At 72.6% G+C, this 15554-nt stretch carries 12 protein-coding genes; 6 read left to right on the forward strand and 6 right to left on the reverse strand.

Annotated features, from left to right (window positions below; all coding sequences use genetic code 11):
- Positions 1-27 precede the first annotated feature (27 nt).
- Positions 28-213, forward strand: coding sequence for a hypothetical protein (locus ACIRJR_RS13035; protein ID WP_403778270.1), 186 nt, complete (start codon positions 28-30; stop codon positions 211-213).
- An 8-nt stretch (positions 214-221) separates the two neighbouring features.
- Here ACIRJR_RS13035 and ACIRJR_RS13040 read toward each other — a convergent pair whose 3' ends face one another.
- Complete coding sequence (locus ACIRJR_RS13040; RefSeq protein WP_403778273.1) at positions 222-1034, reverse strand: site-2 protease family protein; 813 nt, start codon at positions 1032-1034, stop codon at positions 222-224.
- Between the two features lie 124 nt (positions 1035-1158).
- Between ACIRJR_RS13040 and ACIRJR_RS13045 the strand changes: the two genes are divergently transcribed.
- Positions 1159-4488 carry a BTAD domain-containing putative transcriptional regulator gene (locus ACIRJR_RS13045; protein WP_403778276.1) on the forward strand — a complete coding sequence of 1110 codons (3330 nt, stop codon included), beginning with the start codon at positions 1159-1161 and terminating at the stop codon, positions 4486-4488.
- 3 nt (positions 4489-4491) lie between these two features.
- Here ACIRJR_RS13045 and ACIRJR_RS13050 read toward each other — a convergent pair whose 3' ends face one another.
- The 3 genes from ACIRJR_RS13050 to panB all read right to left on the reverse strand — a co-directional run bounded on the left by ACIRJR_RS13050 (position 4492) and on the right by panB (position 7396).
- Positions 4492-5343, reverse strand: coding sequence for an ABC transporter permease (locus tag ACIRJR_RS13050; RefSeq protein ID WP_403778279.1), 852 nt, complete (start codon positions 5341-5343; stop codon positions 4492-4494).
- Positions 5340-6362 (reverse strand): ATP-binding cassette domain-containing protein, encoded by a 1023-nt coding sequence (locus tag ACIRJR_RS13055; RefSeq protein WP_403778282.1) that lies wholly within the window; start codon positions 6360-6362, stop codon positions 5340-5342. The genes ACIRJR_RS13050 and ACIRJR_RS13055 overlap by 4 nt, the downstream gene beginning before the upstream one ends.
- A gap of 146 nt (positions 6363-6508) precedes the next feature.
- The gene (panB, locus tag ACIRJR_RS13060) at positions 6509-7396 is read right to left on the reverse strand and encodes a 3-methyl-2-oxobutanoate hydroxymethyltransferase (RefSeq protein ID WP_403778285.1); all 888 of its coding nucleotides are present in this window, start codon (positions 7394-7396) and stop codon (positions 6509-6511) included.
- 478 nt (positions 7397-7874) lie between these two features.
- Between panB and ACIRJR_RS13065 the strand changes: the two genes are divergently transcribed.
- The 3 genes from ACIRJR_RS13065 (at position 7875) to ACIRJR_RS13075 (ending at position 11882) form a co-directional block, all read left to right on the forward strand.
- The gene (locus tag ACIRJR_RS13065; RefSeq protein ID WP_403778288.1) at positions 7875-8897 is read left to right on the forward strand and encodes an endonuclease/exonuclease/phosphatase family protein; all 1023 of its coding nucleotides are present in this window, start codon (positions 7875-7877) and stop codon (positions 8895-8897) included.
- Positions 8898-9217: 320 nt separating this feature from the next.
- The gene (locus ACIRJR_RS13070) at positions 9218-10411 is read left to right on the forward strand and encodes a Cmx/CmrA family chloramphenicol efflux MFS transporter (RefSeq protein WP_403778291.1); all 1194 of its coding nucleotides are present in this window, start codon (positions 9218-9220) and stop codon (positions 10409-10411) included.
- Positions 10412-10670: 259 nt separating this feature from the next.
- Positions 10671-11882, forward strand: a complete 1212-nt coding sequence (locus ACIRJR_RS13075; protein WP_403778294.1) for an MFS transporter — start codon at positions 10671-10673, stop codon at positions 11880-11882.
- 79 nt (positions 11883-11961) lie between these two features.
- On the opposite strand, the gene ACIRJR_RS13080 is transcribed toward ACIRJR_RS13075, so the two are convergent.
- Positions 11962-12804 (reverse strand): oxidoreductase, encoded by an 843-nt coding sequence (locus ACIRJR_RS13080; RefSeq protein ID WP_403778297.1) that lies wholly within the window; start codon positions 12802-12804, stop codon positions 11962-11964.
- A gap of 86 nt (positions 12805-12890) precedes the next feature.
- Between ACIRJR_RS13080 and ACIRJR_RS13085 the strand changes: the two genes are divergently transcribed.
- Positions 12891-13556 carry a DNA-binding response regulator gene (locus ACIRJR_RS13085; protein ID WP_403778300.1) on the forward strand — a complete coding sequence of 222 codons (666 nt, stop codon included), beginning with the start codon at positions 12891-12893 and terminating at the stop codon, positions 13554-13556.
- A 164-nt stretch (positions 13557-13720) separates the two neighbouring features.
- On the opposite strand, the gene ACIRJR_RS13090 is transcribed toward ACIRJR_RS13085, so the two are convergent.
- Positions 13721-15475, reverse strand: coding sequence for an NAD+ synthase (locus ACIRJR_RS13090; RefSeq protein WP_403778303.1), 1755 nt, complete (start codon positions 15473-15475; stop codon positions 13721-13723).
- Between the last annotated feature and the right edge of the window lie 79 nt (positions 15476-15554).

Below are 15554 nucleotides of genomic sequence, written 5' to 3' on the forward strand. Positions count from 1 at the left end.
ATCCCCGGAACAGGAGCACCAGCCCTCATGCCCCGCCTCGCTCTCTACGCCATCGGCGTCTGCGTCCTTGCCGTGGCCGCAGCCGTGATCTCCTTCGTCCAGGGCAGCATCCTGCTGGGTGTCGTATGGGTCCTGCTGGTCGGCCTCTCCTCGAACATGGCGTGGTTCTACGTGCGCAGGCACCGCATGGAGTCCCGCGCCGGGGCCGCCTGAGACGCCGCTCAGCGGATCATCGCGCAGCCCGGGTCCTGGTCGCCGAACCACTCCTGCCAGAAGCGGTAGGTGTCGAGCCCGCAGTACGTCTCGACCTCACTGACGCCCAGCCCCCGCAGCAGCGCGTCCACCGCGTCGAAGAAGACCCCGTTGACCTCCGGGATCCACAGGAGCGCGAAGACCGCGATCAGCCCGAACGGCGCGAACGGCTCCACCTGGCGCCGGACCTTGTACGAGAGCCACGGCTCGATCACGCCGTAGCCGTCGAGCCCGGGGACCGGCAGGAAGTTCAGGATGGCGGCCGTCACCTGGAGCAGCGCCAGGAACGCCAGCGCGAGCCGGAAGGTCAGCGGGACGCCGTCCAGGGCGCCCAGCCAGAACGGGGCCGTGCACACGACGGCGAACAGGACGTTCGTCAGGGGACCGGCCGCCGAGATCAGGCTGTGCTTCCAGCGCCCGGTGATGCGGCCGCGCTCGATGTAGACCGCGCCGCCCGGCAGGCCGATGCCGCCCATGATCACGAACAGCACGGGCAGCACGATGCTGAGCAGGGCATGGGTGTACTTCAGCGGGTTGAGCGTCAGGTACCCCTTCGCCCCGATCGAGATGTCGCCGCTGTGCAGCGCGGTGCGCGCGTGCGCGTACTCGTGGAGGCAGAGCGAGACGATCCACGCCGCGGTGACGAAGAGGAAGACCGCGAAGCCGGTCTGCTCGGCGAAGTCCGTCCACACCGCCCAGCCGGAGACGGCCATGACGGCGGCGATCCCGAGGAAGATCGGGCTCACCCGCCGGTCGCTGGGACGGCGGAACGCGGTGGTCATCGGCGGCACTCCTGAGGGGCTGGACGGCGGCTGGAGCCCCCGAGCGTAAGGGTGGCACGGCGAGAACGTCTCACAGCCGGGTGGTGGTTCCCCGGCAGGCCGAGCCGTCACGGAGAATGGGCGCGTGCACTACGGCATCCTCGGTACCACCCGCGCCCTCCGCGCAGACGGCACGGCCGTCGCCCTCGGCGGGGCGCGGCTGCGTGCCCTGCTCACCGTGCTCGCCCTCCGCCCCGGGCGCACGGTCCCGGCAGGGGTGCTCGTCGACGAGGTGTGGGACGGCGATCCGCCCGCCGACGCCCCGGGCGCCCTCCAGGCCCTCGTGGGCCGCTTGAGGCGTGCCCTGGGCCGGGACGCCGTCGAGTCGGCGGCTGACGGCTACCGTCTCGCCGCCGTTCCGGACGCCGTGGACCTGCACCGCTTCGACCGGCTGGTGGGGGAGGGGACGCGGGCCCTGGAGTCCGGCGACGCGGTGAAGGCGTCGGCCGTCCTCGACGAGGCGCTCGCCCTGTGGCGCGGGCCCGCACTCGCAGACCTGCCGGACCGTGCCGTGGCGGCGGCCCGCTGGGAGGCCAGACGCCTGGAAGCCCGACGGACCCGGACCGAGGCCGTCCTCGCGCAGGGCCGCGCCGGCGAGATCCTGCCGGAACTCGCCGGGCTCTGCGCCGACCACCCGCTGGACGAGCCCCTCCAGGCCCTCCGCATCAGGGCGCTGCGGGACGCCGGACGCACCGCGCAGGCCCTCTCGGCCTACGACGAGGTGCGCACCCTGCTCGCCGACCGGCTCGGAACCGACCCCGGCCCGGCACTGCGCGCGCTGCACGCGGAGTTGCTGCGGCAGGACGCGCCCGCCCCGGAGCCCGCTCCCGCCGCCCCTCCCGTGCGCCGGGGAAACCTCAGGGCCCGGCTCACGAGCTTCGTCGGGCGCGAGGCGGACATCGCCGCGCTGCGCGGCGATCTGACACGCTCCCGGCTGACCACCCTGCTCGGTCCGGGCGGCGCGGGCAAGACCAGGCTGTCCCAGGAGACCGCCGAGTCGGTCGCCGGGACCTGGCCGGACGGGGTCTGGCTGGCGGAACTCGCCCCGGTCGACGACCCGGACGCGGTCCCCGAAGCCGTGCTCAGCGCGCTCGGTGCCCGTGAGACCGTGCTGCGGGGCGCCGGCGCCGAAGGGCTCCGCGCTGTCGAGAGGGGATCCGACGGTGGCTCGGGGGATGCCACCGCCCGCCTGACCGAGCACTGCTCGGGGCGGCACATGCTCCTGCTGCTCGACAACTGCGAGCACGTGATCGAGGCGGCGGCCCGGCTCGCCGACCATCTGCTCGCCCACTGCCCCGGCCTCACCGTGCTGGCGACGAGCCGCGAGCCCCTCGGTGTCCCCGGTGAACAGCTGCGCCCCGTGGACCCGTTGCCCGACCCCATGGCCCTGCGCCTGTTCGCCGACCGGGGGGCCGCCGCCCGGCCCAGCTTCAGGGCCGACGCCGACGAGGAGACCGCGGCGGCCTGTGCCGAGATCTGCCGGCGCCTGGACGGGCTCCCCCTCGCCATCGAACTGGCCGCGGCCCGGCTGCGGATGCTCGGCCCGCGCCAGATCGCTGACCGGCTCGACGACCGCTTCCGGCTGCTGACCAGCGGGAGCCGCACGGTGCTGCCGCGCCAGCAGACCCTGCGCGCGGTCGTCGACTGGTCGTGGGATCTCCTCGACGAGGACGAACGCGCCGCGCTGCGCAGGCTGTCGGTCTTCGCCGGCGGATGCGACCTCCTCGCGGCCGAGGAGGTCTGCTCCGCGCCTGGGGCGGCGCCGGCCGACGCGGGTGACGTCCCGCTCCTCCTCGGCTCCCTCGTCGACAAGTCCCTGGTGGTCGCGGCCCCGGACGACGACGGCGACATGCGCTACCGGCTCCTGGAGACCGTCGCCGAATACGCCGCCGACCGCCTCGACGAGGCGGGGGAGCGGACCGCCGCCGAACGGCGCCATCTCGTCCACTACAGGGAACTGGCCCGCACCACCGACCCCGAACTCCGCGGCCCCGGACAGCTGGCCGCCATCCAGCGGTTCGAGCGCGAGTACGAGAATCTGCGCACCGCACTGCGCCGGGCGGTGGCCGCCCGAGACGAGCACGAGGCGCTCTGCCTCGTGCTGTGCCTCGCCTGGTACTGGCAGATGCGCGACCTCCGGGCCGATGCCCGGCACTGGGCCGGGGCGGCGGGCGCCCTCGGCCCCGACCCGTTCGCCGAACCCGTCCGGCAGGCCCCGTCCCTGCTGGAACGCTGCACCGACCGGCCCCCTCCGATGGACGCCGAACAGCTCCAGGAGGCACGCCGAGGAGTGCGGCTGGTCGAGATGGCCAACATGGACCACGGCGCGGACGAGTGGATGACCGAGGACGGCCGGGCACGTATGGAGGTGATCGCCCGCACCTACCGGGCGGGGCAGCCGCAGACCTGCCGGATGCCGGGTTCCCTCTGGCTGTTCGCCGTCCTCTTCACCGGGGAGCCCGGCGAACTGCGTGAGCTCACCAACGAGACGGTGCGCACCTGCCGGGAGCTCGGCTACGGCTGGGAGCTCGCCGCGGGCCTGCAGCTGCGGGCCAACGTGCTGGCCAACCGCGCCGAATGGGTGGGCGAGGCCAGGGAGGACGCGGACGAGAGCCTGGAGATCTTCCTCCGGATCGGGGACGCGTGGGGCGTCGCGGAGGCCTACTCCTCACGCGGTGAGGCCAACGAACGAGCGGGGCGGACCGCGGAGGCGGCCGAGGACTTCCGCGCCGCGATCGGATACGCGGAGCGGCTCGGGGCGCAGTCACAGGTCGCCGTGCTGCGGTCGAGATACGCCTCCGCGCTCTGCGAGACGGACCGGGGCGAGGAGGGCGAGCGGATCCTGCGCGGGGTGCTGGCGGAGAACCGGACCGCGGGGAACGACGCGCGCCCGGCCGCCAGGATGTTCCTCGCCCTGTGGCTGGGCCGGACCGGCCGCACCGAGGAGGCCCGGGAGCAGCTCCTCGAACTGCGCACCGAGTTCGGGTCCGAGGTGGTTGCGGTCTTCGACGGGCTCGTCGTGGGCATGCTGGCCTGGCTGGACAACGCCGAGGGGAAGTACGCCGAGGCCCTGAGCGGGGCGCGGTACGCACTGGAGAAGTCCCGGAGTGCGATGGCGCAGATGGTGGCCCCGCACATGACCTCCATCCATCTGGTCACCCTCGCGCGGGCTGTCGTCGGACTGGGCGGTGAGCGGAGCGGCCGGGACGCGGCGATGCTGCTCGGCCTCCACACGGAGCAGTTGCCGAAGGGGCACGTGCTGACCGCGGTGGAGCGTCAGAATCTGGCCGAGGCGGAGCACGCGGCCCGTGCTGCGGTCGCGGATCCCGCGCTGTACGAGGCCGCCCACGCCGAGGGCGGCGGCCTCACTCCGGAGGAGGCCACCGCCCTCGTGCGGGAGTACGCGGCGGAGTAGGCGTCAGGACGCCTTGCGGAACTTGGACACCGCGAGCGGGGCCATCACCACGGTGATGACGACGGTCCAGCCGAGCGTCAGCCAGACCGAGTTGCCGAGCGGACCGCCCATCATCAGCCCACGGGCCGCGTCGGCCAGGTTGGACAGCGGGTTGTAGTCGGTGAACGTCTGGAGCCAGCCAGGCATCGTCTGCGTCGGGGCGAAGATCGAGGAACCGAACTGGAGCGGCATCATCACGATCATCCCCATTCCCTGGACGGCCTGGGCCGTCTTCAGGGTCAGCCCGAGCAGGATGAAGATCCACATGATGGCGGCGCCGAACGCGGCCGCCAGGGCGATCGAACCGATCAGCCCGAGCACGGACCCGTGGAGCTCCATGCCGAGCGCGAAGCCCATGCCCAGCAGGATCAGGGTGGCGACCGTCATCCGGCCGAGCTCGACCACGATCTTGGCGATGAGCACCGAGGAACGGGCGATCGGCATGGTGCGGAAGCGGTCCATGACCCCCTTGCGGAAGTCGTCGTTGACGCCGGAACCGACCGCCATGGCGATGTTCATGCCCATCATCGCCATCAGCCCGGGGATCAGGTAGTTCAGGTAGTCCTGACGGTCGCCGCCCATGCTGCTGCCGACCGAGCCGCCGAAGACGTAGACGAACAGCAGCACGAAGATGACCGGCATCAGGAGCGCGTCGAACATCGACTCCGGATCCTTCTTGATCTGGAGCAGGTTGCGCCTCACCAGCGCCCCGATGTGCCGCAGGTTGTTCCGCAGCCCGATCCGGCCCTCGTCCTGGAGTTCCGGGGCCGGTGCGGCCGCGCCGGTGGGGGCGGGCGTCAGAGTCGTCGTGCTCATGCCGCGACCTCCTGGGGGATCGTGTCGGTGACGGTGGTGGCCTTGTCGCCCGTGATGGCCAGGAACACCTCGTCCAGGCTGGGCAGGGCGGTGGAGACGTGCGCAAGGGAGAAGCCCCGGGTGCCGAGCAGTCCGATCACGGCGGTCAGCTGCGCGTCGCTGAGGATGGGTACGTAGAGCAGTCCCTCGTCCGGGACCGCCTGGGCGCCGGCGACGCCGTCGAGACCGGCCTCCCGCAGCGCCTGTGCCATCGCGGCCAGTTCGGCCGGGTCGGAGGGCCGGATCTGCAGGGTGCGTCCGCCGACCTTGGCCTTCAGCTCGTCGACACCGCCCCGGGCGATGATCCTGCCGTGGTCGATGACCGTGAGCTCGCTGGCGAGCTGCTCGGCCTCTTCCATGTACTGGGTGGTGAGCAGCACGGTCGCCCCTTCCGCGACCATCCGCTGCACCTCGTCCCAGACCTCGTTGCGGGTGCGGGGGTCGAGCCCCGTCGTCGGCTCGTCCAGGTAGAGCACGGCCGGGCTGCCGATCATGGATGCCGCGAGGTCCAGCCGGCGCCGCATGCCGCCGGAGTACTCCATCGCGGCCTTCCTGGCGGCGTCGGTGAGCGAGAAGCGCTCCAGCAGCTCGTCGGCGCGGGACCGGGCCTTCCTGCGCGGCAGGTCGAGCAGCCGCCCGATCATGTAGAGGTTCTCCCAGCCGGACAGCTTCTCGTCGACCGAGGCGTACTGCCCGGTGAGGCCTATGGTGCGGCGGAGCTGCCGGGGCTGCTTCACCACGTCGTAGCCGGCCACGACCGCGTGCCCGGCGTCGGGAAGGACCAGGGTGGACAGGCAGCGTACGAGGGTGGTCTTGCCGGCGCCGTTGGGCCCGAGCACACCGAGGACGGTGCCCTCGCGCACGTCGAGGTCCACGCCGTCGAGTGCCTTGGTCGTGCCGTAGTGCTTGACCAGCCCCCGTACCTCGACGGCGTTCCCGCCGCTCCTGAGGTTCTTGTCGTTTCGCGTCATGGACACCATCGGACCAGCCCTCACCGACAAGTCACCGACATGTCGGTGACAGCTTTCCGATACGGGGCGGGAACGGGCGACAGCCCGCCGATGGGGGAAGTCGGCGGGCTGTCGGTGGTGCGGCAGTGGTCTTGGTGGGCCGCTGGCCCCGGGTGTCAGTGGAAGGTGTGCTCCGCCGCCGGGAAGGTGCCGCCGACGACTTCCTCGGCGTACGCCCTGGCGGCGTCGCCCATCACCTGGCGCAGATTCGCGTACTGCTTGGTGAAGCGAGGCACCTTGCCGCCGGTGAGGCCGACCATGTCGGTGTAGACCAGCACCTGCGCGTCCGTGTCGGGCCCGGCGCCGATGCCGACCGTGGGGATGTGCAGGGTGCGGGTGACCTCGGCGGCCAGCTCGGCCGGGACGAGCTCCAGGACGACGGCGAACGCGCCGGCGTCCTGCACCGCCTTCGCGTCACGCAGCAGCTGCTGCGCCGCTTCCTCGCCGCGGCCCTGTACGCGGTAGCCCATGGCGTTGACGGACTGCGGGGTCAGACCGATGTGGCCCATGACCGGGATCCCGGCCTCGACCAGCAGCCGGATCTGCTCGTGGGAGCGCTCGCCGCCCTCCAGCTTGACCGCGCCGACACCGGCGTCCTTGATCAGCCGGGTGGCGTTGCGCAGGGCCTGGACGGGGCCCTCCTGGTACGCCCCGAAGGGCAGGTCGGCCACGATGAGGGCGCGCTCGGTGCCCCGGACGACGGCGGCCGAGAGCATGGTCATCTCGTCCATCGTGACGGGCACGGTGGTCTCGTAGCCGAGGTGGCAGTTGCCCATCGAGTCGCCGACGAGCATGACGGGGATCCCCGCCTCGTCGAAGACGGACGCGGTCATCGCGTCGTAGGCGGTGAGCATGGGCCACTTCTCGCCGCGCTCACTGGCGGCGGCGATGTCGTGGACGGTGATGCGGCGGGTGTGCTTGCCCCCGTACAGGGCCTTGCCGGCACCGGGGGTGGGGCCCGCGGGGGGTGTGGCGGACTGGTTCTGCGCAGCCTGAAGCGACATGGCCAACGGCTCCTTCGTCATCTCGAGGCGCCCTGACGGCGTCCCCGGATCCCTTCCATGGTGGCATCTCCCGGCCGTTCCCGGGAAGTGGGCCCACCGCGCCCGGTGAACGTATGCGGCCGGGCGGCGGCAGCGGAGCCCGTGGACGGCCTCCTCCCGGGCCCGTGCACGCCCGCACCGTCCACCGTCCCGACGCCCCCTGCCGGAGGATCTCGCCGACCGCGTCGTCCGGACCCTCCTCCGACGTCTCGCGCCACGCTCGGCGACCTCGCGGGCCGCACCCCGTGGAACCGGCCGCCTCTCCCGTGTGATCGTTCTGTCACAAGCCGCGAAACGGCCACGGCGGCCGGAACCCGTCGCACCGCATCCGTCGTCCTGATGGCAGTACGGCCGTCGTCGACGGCGGGAACAGCGTCACCCATCGCCTAGGGTCGGGAGGCGCGGTGATGTGTACGGCAAGGCAGTGAGGACGAGCGCAATGGTGCAGGCGTACAGGACGGACACCGAGGACGCAGGCGCGGATCCGCAGCCCGGCTCCCGTCTGAGGGCTCTGCGGCACAGACTGGCCTCGGACCGGGGCATCTGGCGGCGCGGCATCCTCCTGGCGCTCTGCTCGGTCCTCCTGACCGTCGTGATGGTCTTCCACGCGGACATCCCGAACGCCATCGGCAACCTGGGCAGCCTCATCGAGACGTTCCTGCCCTGGTTCGGCCTCCTCGTGCCCGTGCTGCTGCTCCTCGGGCTGGTCCGGCGCTCGGCGACCGCGCTCATCGCCCTGATCCTGCCGGTCGCGGTCTGGCTCAACCTCTTCGGCGGCCTGCTGTTCGCCGACAAGTCGGGCACCGGCGGTGACCTCACCGTCGCCACGCACAACGTCAACGCGGGAAACCCCGACCCCGCGGGCACCGCCCAGCAGGTCGCGGGCTCCGGCGCCGACATCGTGGCCCTGCAGGAGCTGCCCGGCGGCAAGGTCGCGGCGTACGAGGACGCCCTGGCCGACGCGTACCCGCACCACTCCGTGCAGGGCACCGTCGGCCTGTGGAGCAAGTACCCGGTGACGGACTCCGGCCCCGTCGACATCAAGCTGGGCTGGACCCGCGCGATGCGTGCCACCGTCACCACCCCCGAGGGCCCGGTCAAGGTGTACGTCGCCCACCTCCCGTCCGTGCGGGTCAAGCTGAACGCGGGCTTCACCGCCAACCAGCGGGACGACAGCGCCGACGCGCTGGGCGAGGCGATCGCCGACGAGCCGATCGAGCGGGTGGTCCTGCTCGGCGACCTCAACGGCACGATGAACGACCGCTCCCTGAACGCGGTCACCGCCCAGATGCGTTCCACCCAGGGCGCCGCGGGCGACGGCTTCGGCTTCAGCTGGCCCGCGTCGTTCCCGATGGCGCGGATCGACCAGATCATGGTCCGGGGCGTCGAACCCCTCGCCTCCTGGACCCTTCCCGCCACCGACAGCGACCACCTCCCGATCGCGGCCCGCGTGCAGCTCTGAGCCCCGCCGTTCCCGGGGCCGTTGTACGCTCCCCTCATGTCCAGCCCCGAGTCCGACAGACTCAGGCCGCCGGTTCGCCGGTGGCCTGTCACTGACGCCGAAAGCCCCTGACCCGGACGGGCAGCGGACTCTCCCCGTCGTGCCGTCGACCACCGCCGGATCGTCCGCGCGGTGTGGGCCGACCTCCATGTCCCGTAGGAAAACCGGACATTCCACCGCGTTGCCGTCCTCGCGCCCAGGCGCCTGACGACGGGCGCGGCCCGCACCCCCTGCACACCGCTCGATTCCTCCGACGGTTCCGTACAAGGGGCTTCTCTCTCATGCCATTCGCCGTATACGTGCTCGGGCTGGCGGTCTTCGCCCAGGGCACATCGGAATTCATGCTCTCCGGCCTGCTCTCGGGCATCGCCGAAGACCTGCGCGTCTCGCTCGGCGCCGCAGGGCTGCTGACCACCGCCTTCGCCATCGGGATGGTGATCGGCGCGCCGATCACCGCCCTGGCCGGCCGCACCTGGCCCCGGCGCCGGGCGCTGCTGCTCTTCCTCGGTGTCTTCGTCGCCGCGCACCTCGTCGGCGCGGTGACCTCCAGCTACGCGGTGCTGCTCGTGACCCGGGTCGCCGGGGCGCTGGCCAACGCCGGGTTCTGGGCGGTCGCGCTGGTCACCGCGCTGGCCATGGTCGCCCCGCACCAGAGGGCGCGCGCCACCGCCGTCGTGGTCGGCGGGGTCACCGTGGCGTGCGTGGTCGGCGTTCCGGCGGGGGCGGCGCTCGGTGAGGTCTGGGGCTGGCGTGCGGCCTTCTGGGCCGTCGCCCTGGTCTCCGTACCCGCGGCCCTCGCGCTGTGGGCGGCCGTGCCGGGCGGCCGGCCCGACGGCGTGGCGCCGGGAAGCGCGAGGGGTGAACTGCGGGCCCTGGCCCGGCCCCGGCTGCTGCTGACCCTGCTGGTGATGGCCCTCGTGCAGGGGGCCACCTTCTGCACCTTCTCCTACCTCGAACCGCTGGCCACCCGGGTCACCGGATTCGGCTCGGGCTGGATGCCCCTGGTACTCGCGCTGTTCGGTGTCGGCTCCTTCGCGGGTGTCACCCTGGCCGGACGCCTGGCCGACGCCCGCCCGGACGCGGTCGTCGGGTGCGGCATGGTGGCACTGGCGGCGGGCTGGGCGGCGCTCGCGCTGACCGCCGCGCACCCGGTGGCCGTGCTCGCCCTCGTACTGCTCCAGGGTGCGCTCGCCTTCGGTACGGGTACGACGCTGATCACCCGGGTCTTCCACCAGGCCCCCGACGCGCCCACGATGGCCGGATCCTTCGCGACGGCCGCGTTCAACGTGGGCGCGGCGGCGGGCCCCTGGCTGGGCGGCCTGGCCCTCGGCGCGGGTCTCGGCTTCCGCTCCCCGGTCTGGGTGAGCGCCCTGCTGATGTGCGGGGCCCTCGCGGGTGCGGGGGTGCTGGCCGGGTCCTCGGGGCGGGTGCGCGGGACGCTCACCGCCCGACGGAGTCCGGTGCCCGGGCGATGACCGCGCGGGCCCGGCCGACCGGTCCGGCCGGGCCCGCGGCGCACGGCCGGGGCCCCGGGGAGGAGGCGGACCCGCAGAGTGACGCCGACATCACACCCCGCCGCAACGGCTTGTTCACGTCCGGGCATAAAACGTCTGAGAGACTTTGTTCCGACGGGATACATAACCCGTCCCGGCAACGACGCCGACGCTCCCGCACACACACCGCCGCCACCCGGACGCCACGTTCCGGGCGGCCCCCGCCCGAAAGGTCACTTCCATGCCCCTGGCCCTGCTCGCCCTCGCTGTGAGCGCCTTCGGCATCGGCACCACCGAGTTCGTGATGATGGGACTGCTGCCCAACGTCGCGGACGATCTGGGAACGTCCGTACCCACCGCCGGTTACCTCGTCTCGGCGTACGCGATCGGCGTCGTCCTCGGTGCCCCGCTGCTCACCGGTCTCGGCTCCAGGATCCCGCGCAAGCGGATGCTCCTGCTGCTGATGGCCGTCTTCACGGTTGGCAACCTCGCCTCCGCCTTCGCCCCCGACTTCGGCTGGCTGCTGGCCGGCCGCGTCCTGGCCGGACTGCCGCACGGGGCCTTCTTCGGCGTCGGCGCGGTCGTCGCCGCCCGCCTCGTGCCGGAGGGCCGCCAGGCCCGCGCGGTCGCCACGATGTTCCTCGGCCTGACCGTGGCCAACATCGTCGGCGTACCCGCGGCCACCCTGCTGGGGCAGCACCTCGGCTGGCGCGCCACCTTCATGGTGGTCGCCGTGATCGGCCTGGGCGCGATGGCCGCGCTCGCCCGCCTCGTGCCGCAGATCCCCGTCGAGGCGCACCAGAACGTACGCCGTGAGCTGAGCGCGCTCGGCAACCGGCAGGTGGTGCTCGGCCTGCTCACCGCCGTCCTCGGCTTCGCCGGTGTCTTCGCCGTCTACTCCTACCTCTCGTCCATGACGACCGAGGCAATGGGCTTCGGCGAGTCCTCGGTGACGCTCGTCCTCGCGCTGTTCGGCATCGGGATGACGCTCGGCGCGCTGGCGGCCGGCCCCCTGACCGACCGCGCCCTGCGGCCCACGCTCTACGGCTCGCTTGCGGCCCTGGCCGTCGTCCTGGCCGTCTTCCCCTTCACCGTCCACGTGCAGTGGGCCGCCCTGGTGATGGTGGTGCTGCTCGGCGGCATCGGCTTCATGACCACCACGCCGCTGCAGATGCTCGTGATGAACAAGGCCAAGGACGCCCCCACCCTCGCGTCCGCCTCCAACCACTCCGCCTTCAACCTCGCCAACGCGGGCGGTGCCTGGCTCGGCGGGGTGGCCATCTCGGCGGGCTGGGGCTGGACCTCCCCGGCCCTGGTCGGTGCCGTGCTGGCCGTCGCCGGCCTCGCGGTGGCGGTCACGGCCGGTGTGCTGGACCGGACCCCGGGCACCTCGCGTGTGGTGGCGTCCGGCGCCCGCGTGGAGACCCGGGAGCACGCGGAGGCCCGCTCGTAGAGCGAGCCGGGGAACCACCGAGCCGGGCCGGCGGGGGCGTCACGCTCCCCGCCGGCCCGGCTTCGTTCGGTGCCGGCGGTCAGCCGCGCAGGGCGGCCAGGTCCTCGTCGCCGAGTACGAGCGTGTCCGCCGCGAGGTTCTCCTCCAGGTGGTCGAGGGACCCGGTGCCCGGAATCGCCAGCACCGACGGGGACACCGCCAGCAGCGCGGCGAGCGCGACCTGCGCCGGGGCCGCGCCGAGGCGGGCCGAGACCTCGCCGAGCCGTTCCGTGGCGAGCGGGCCGATGCCCCCGCCGAGCGGGAAGTAGGGCACGTAGGCGATGCCCGACTCCTCGCATGCGGTGAGCAGGCCCATGTCGTCGGTGTGCTTGTTCTGCACGGCTGAGACGGGCGCGACCTCCCTGGCCTCGGCGAACTGGGCGGCGTCCACATTGCTGACGCCCAGATGACGGATCAGGCCCTCCTCGCGGAGTCCGGCCAGGACCGCGAACCGTTCGGCGATCGACGCGCCGCCCGGCTCGTCCATCCCGCCCACCCGCAGATAGACCAGGTCGAGCCGGTCCAGCCCCAGCGCGCGCAGATCCTCCTCGACCAGCCCGCGCAGCTGGTCCGCTGTCGCCTCTCCGCTCGGCACACCGGTGGCGTCGCGCAGCGGACCGACCTTCGTGGCGATGACCAGGCCGTCGCGGTAGGGGGCCAGCGCCGTACGGATCAGTTCGTTGGCCCACACCGTTCCTCTGCCGTAGAAGCCGGCGGTGTCGATGTGGTTCACGCCCAGCTCCACGGCCCGCCGGAGCACGGCGACGCCCGTCTCCGGGTCCCGCGGCGGGCCGGTGAACGTCCCTGCCGCCAGGCGCATCGCGCCGAAGCCGAGCCGGTTGATGGTCAGGTCCCCGCCGAGGGGGAACGTCTTGATCGTCATGAGGCCCATCGTGGCCGCCCCCGGGACGCCCGGCGAGCGCGTGGCAGTTTGCTGCCAGGCCCGCGGCGCCCTGCCAGACTGGCGGGATGCGGAACGAAGAGGTGTTCTCGGTCCAGGGGGACGCGGAGCTGGTCGCGCGCGCCGGTCACCTCTTCGCGTCCCTGTCCTCCGACTTCCTCTGCGTCGCCCGTGACCTGCGGACGTGGTCGCAGCCGGTGGCCAGGGCGGCGGTCCTGCGCCGGATGCGGGCGCCGGATTCGCCCGGCCTGACCGTCCGCAAGCTGCTCAGCCCGCTCGCGCTCGTCGAGGAGGAGGACCGGGAGCACCTTCGGCTGGTGCGCGGCAAGGGCGCCCTCGTCAGGATCAGCGGCTCACCGCTGCCGCACGAGACGATCGTCATCGACCGTCGGATCATGATCCTCGCGGGCCGGGAGACCCCCGCGGGCCGCGAGTACACCGTGACCACGTCGCGGACCCTGGTCGACGGAGTCCACTCGCTCTGCCAGGCGGTCTGGGACGACTCGCCCGGCCTCGACACCTGTCTGCGCGGCGACGCCCCTCACCTGGACACCGAGGCCCGCGCCGTCCTCGAGACCCTCGGCTCGGGACTCACCGACGCGACGGCGGCCGGACGCCTCGGGCTCTCGCTCCGCACCTACCGGCGGCGCGTGGCCGAACTGATGGCCGCGCTCGGTGCCGACAGCCGTTTCCAGGCGGGTCTGCGCGCGGGCGAGCTGGGACTGTCACGCTGACCGCGCCCGGTCGTACGGGAGCCGCGCCCGGTCGTACGGGAGCCATGCCCGGTCGTACGGGAGCCGTGCCGGACGTACGGGAGCCATGCCCGGTCGTACGGGAGCCGCGCCGGTCGTACGGGAGCCGCGCCCGGTCGTACGGGAGCCGTGCCGGAGGCTCCGTGTCAGCTCGACTCGCGCCAGTGGTTCGTGACCGGCAGCCGGCGGTCCTTGCCGAATCCCTTCGGTGAGATCTTCGTGCCCGGCGGGTACTGCCGCCGCTTGTACTCGGCCGTGTCCACCATCCGCAGCGTCCTCGTCACCAGGGCGTCGTCGAAGCCGGCAGCCACGATCGCGTCCCGGCCCTGGTCCCGGTCGACGTACATCTCCAGGATCCGGTCCAGCACGTCGTAGTCCGGCAGGGAGTCCGTGTCCACCTGGCCCGGGCGGAGTTCGGCGCTCGGCGGCTTGGTGATGGACGCCTCCGGGATCGGCGGGGTCTGCCCGCGCTCCTCGGCGGCGCGGTTACGCCACCTGGCGAGGCGGAAGACCGAGGTCTTGTACACGTCCTTGATCGGCCCGTACGCGCCGACGGAGTCCCCGTACAGCGTGGAATAGCCCACCGCCAGCTCCGACTTGTTGCCCGGTGCGAGCACGATCTGGCCCTCCTGGTTGGAGAGGGCCATCAGCATCGTGCCGCGAAGCCGCGACTGGAGGTTCTCCTCCGCCAGCCCGGTGAGCCCCAGCGAGCCCATGTACGCGTCGAACATCGGCTCGATCGGTACGGTGCGGAAGTTCAGCCCGGTACGCCGGGCCAGTTCGGCCGCGTCGCCCCGTGAGTGGTCCGAGGAGTACTTCGACGGCATCGAGACGCCGTAGACGTGCCGGGCACCCAGCGCGTCACAGGCGATCGCCGCGACGAGCGCCGAGTCGATGCCGCCCGACAGCCCGATCAGCACACTGCTGAAACCGTTCTTCGCGACGTACGCGCGCAGGCCCACGACCAGCGCCGAGTACAGCTCCTCGTCGTCGTCGAGCCGCTCCGCGTACCCTCCTGCGAGCTCGGGCTCGTAGGAGGGCAGCGGCTCCTGGCTCAGGACCACGTGGTCGATCCGGAGCCCGTCGTTGACGACCCCGGAGGGTGCGTCGGCCGCGGCGGCCGGCAGGTCCAGGTCCAGGATCACGCTGCCCTCGGCGAACTGGGGGGCGCGGGCGATGACCTCTCCGGCCTTGTCGACGACGATGGAGTCCCCGTCGAAGACCAGCTCGTCCTGGCCGCCCGTCATCGCCAGGTACGCCGTGGTGCAGCCGGCCTCCCGCGCCCGCCTGCGGACCAGCTCCAGGCGGGTGTCGTCCTTGTCGCGCTCGTACGGGGAGGCGTTGATGGAGAGCAGCAGCCCGGCCCCGGCGGCGCGGGCGGCCGGGACACGGCCGCCCTCCTGCCAGAGGTCCTCGCAGATCGCCAGCGCCACGTCGATGCCGTGCACCCGCACGACGGGCATCGAGTCGCCCGGCACGAAGTACCGGAACTCGTCGAAGACGCCGTAGTTGGGCAGGTGGTGCTTGGCGAAGTCCAGCGCGACCTGTCCGCGGTGGAGCACGGCGGCGGCGTTGCGCGGGGACCCCGCGGGCTGCCCGTAGCGTGCCGCCGCGTGCTCCGAGCGGTCGAGGTAGCCCACGACGACCGGCAGTTCCCCGAAGCCCTCGTCGGCGAGACGCGAGGCGAGGGCGCGCAGTGCCGTCCGTGAGGCCTCGACGAAGGACGACCGCAGGGCCAGGTCCTCGACGGGGTATCCGGTCAGCACCATCTCCGGGAACGCCACCAGATGGGCGCCCTGCTCGGCGGCGTGCCGCGTCCAGTGGACGATCGACTCGGAGTTGCCGGCGAGGTCTCCGACGGTCGCGTCGATCTGATTGAGTGCGAGGCGTAGTTGAGGCACGGAACCAGTGTAATCGTCTGACTGACGCGATGTCCCGGCGTGCCGTCTTCCCGCGCCCCGGATCCGGCCGCGCACCCGC

This window comes from Streptomyces sp. NPDC102402 (assembly GCF_044765765.1).
GTDB lineage: Bacteria > Actinomycetota > Actinomycetes > Streptomycetales > Streptomycetaceae > Streptomyces.

Bases quoted from the DNA above. Each gene is read 5' to 3' on its own strand.
- ACIRJR_RS13035 (WP_403778270.1), top strand. From the start codon at position 28: ATGCCCCGCCTCGCTCTCTACGCCATCGGCGTCTGCGTCCTTGCCGTG.
- ACIRJR_RS13040 (WP_403778273.1), bottom strand. From the start codon at position 1,034: ATGACCACCGCGTTCCGCCGTCCCAGCGACCGGCGGGTGAGCCCGATC.
- ACIRJR_RS13050 (WP_403778279.1), bottom strand. From the start codon at position 5,343: ATGAGCACGACGACTCTGACGCCCGCCCCCACCGGCGCGGCCGCACCG.
- ACIRJR_RS13055 (WP_403778282.1), bottom strand. From the start codon at position 6,362: ATGGTGTCCATGACGCGAAACGACAAGAACCTCAGGAGCGGCGGGAAC.
- panB (WP_403778285.1), bottom strand. From the start codon at position 7,396: ATGTCGCTTCAGGCTGCGCAGAACCAGTCCGCCACACCCCCCGCGGGC.
- ACIRJR_RS13065 (WP_403778288.1), top strand. From the start codon at position 7,875: ATGGTGCAGGCGTACAGGACGGACACCGAGGACGCAGGCGCGGATCCG.
- ACIRJR_RS13070 (WP_403778291.1), top strand. From the start codon at position 9,218: ATGCCATTCGCCGTATACGTGCTCGGGCTGGCGGTCTTCGCCCAGGGC.
- ACIRJR_RS13075 (WP_403778294.1), top strand. From the start codon at position 10,671: ATGCCCCTGGCCCTGCTCGCCCTCGCTGTGAGCGCCTTCGGCATCGGC.
- ACIRJR_RS13080 (WP_403778297.1), bottom strand. From the start codon at position 12,804: ATGACGATCAAGACGTTCCCCCTCGGCGGGGACCTGACCATCAACCGG.
- ACIRJR_RS13085 (WP_403778300.1), top strand. From the start codon at position 12,891: ATGCGGAACGAAGAGGTGTTCTCGGTCCAGGGGGACGCGGAGCTGGTC.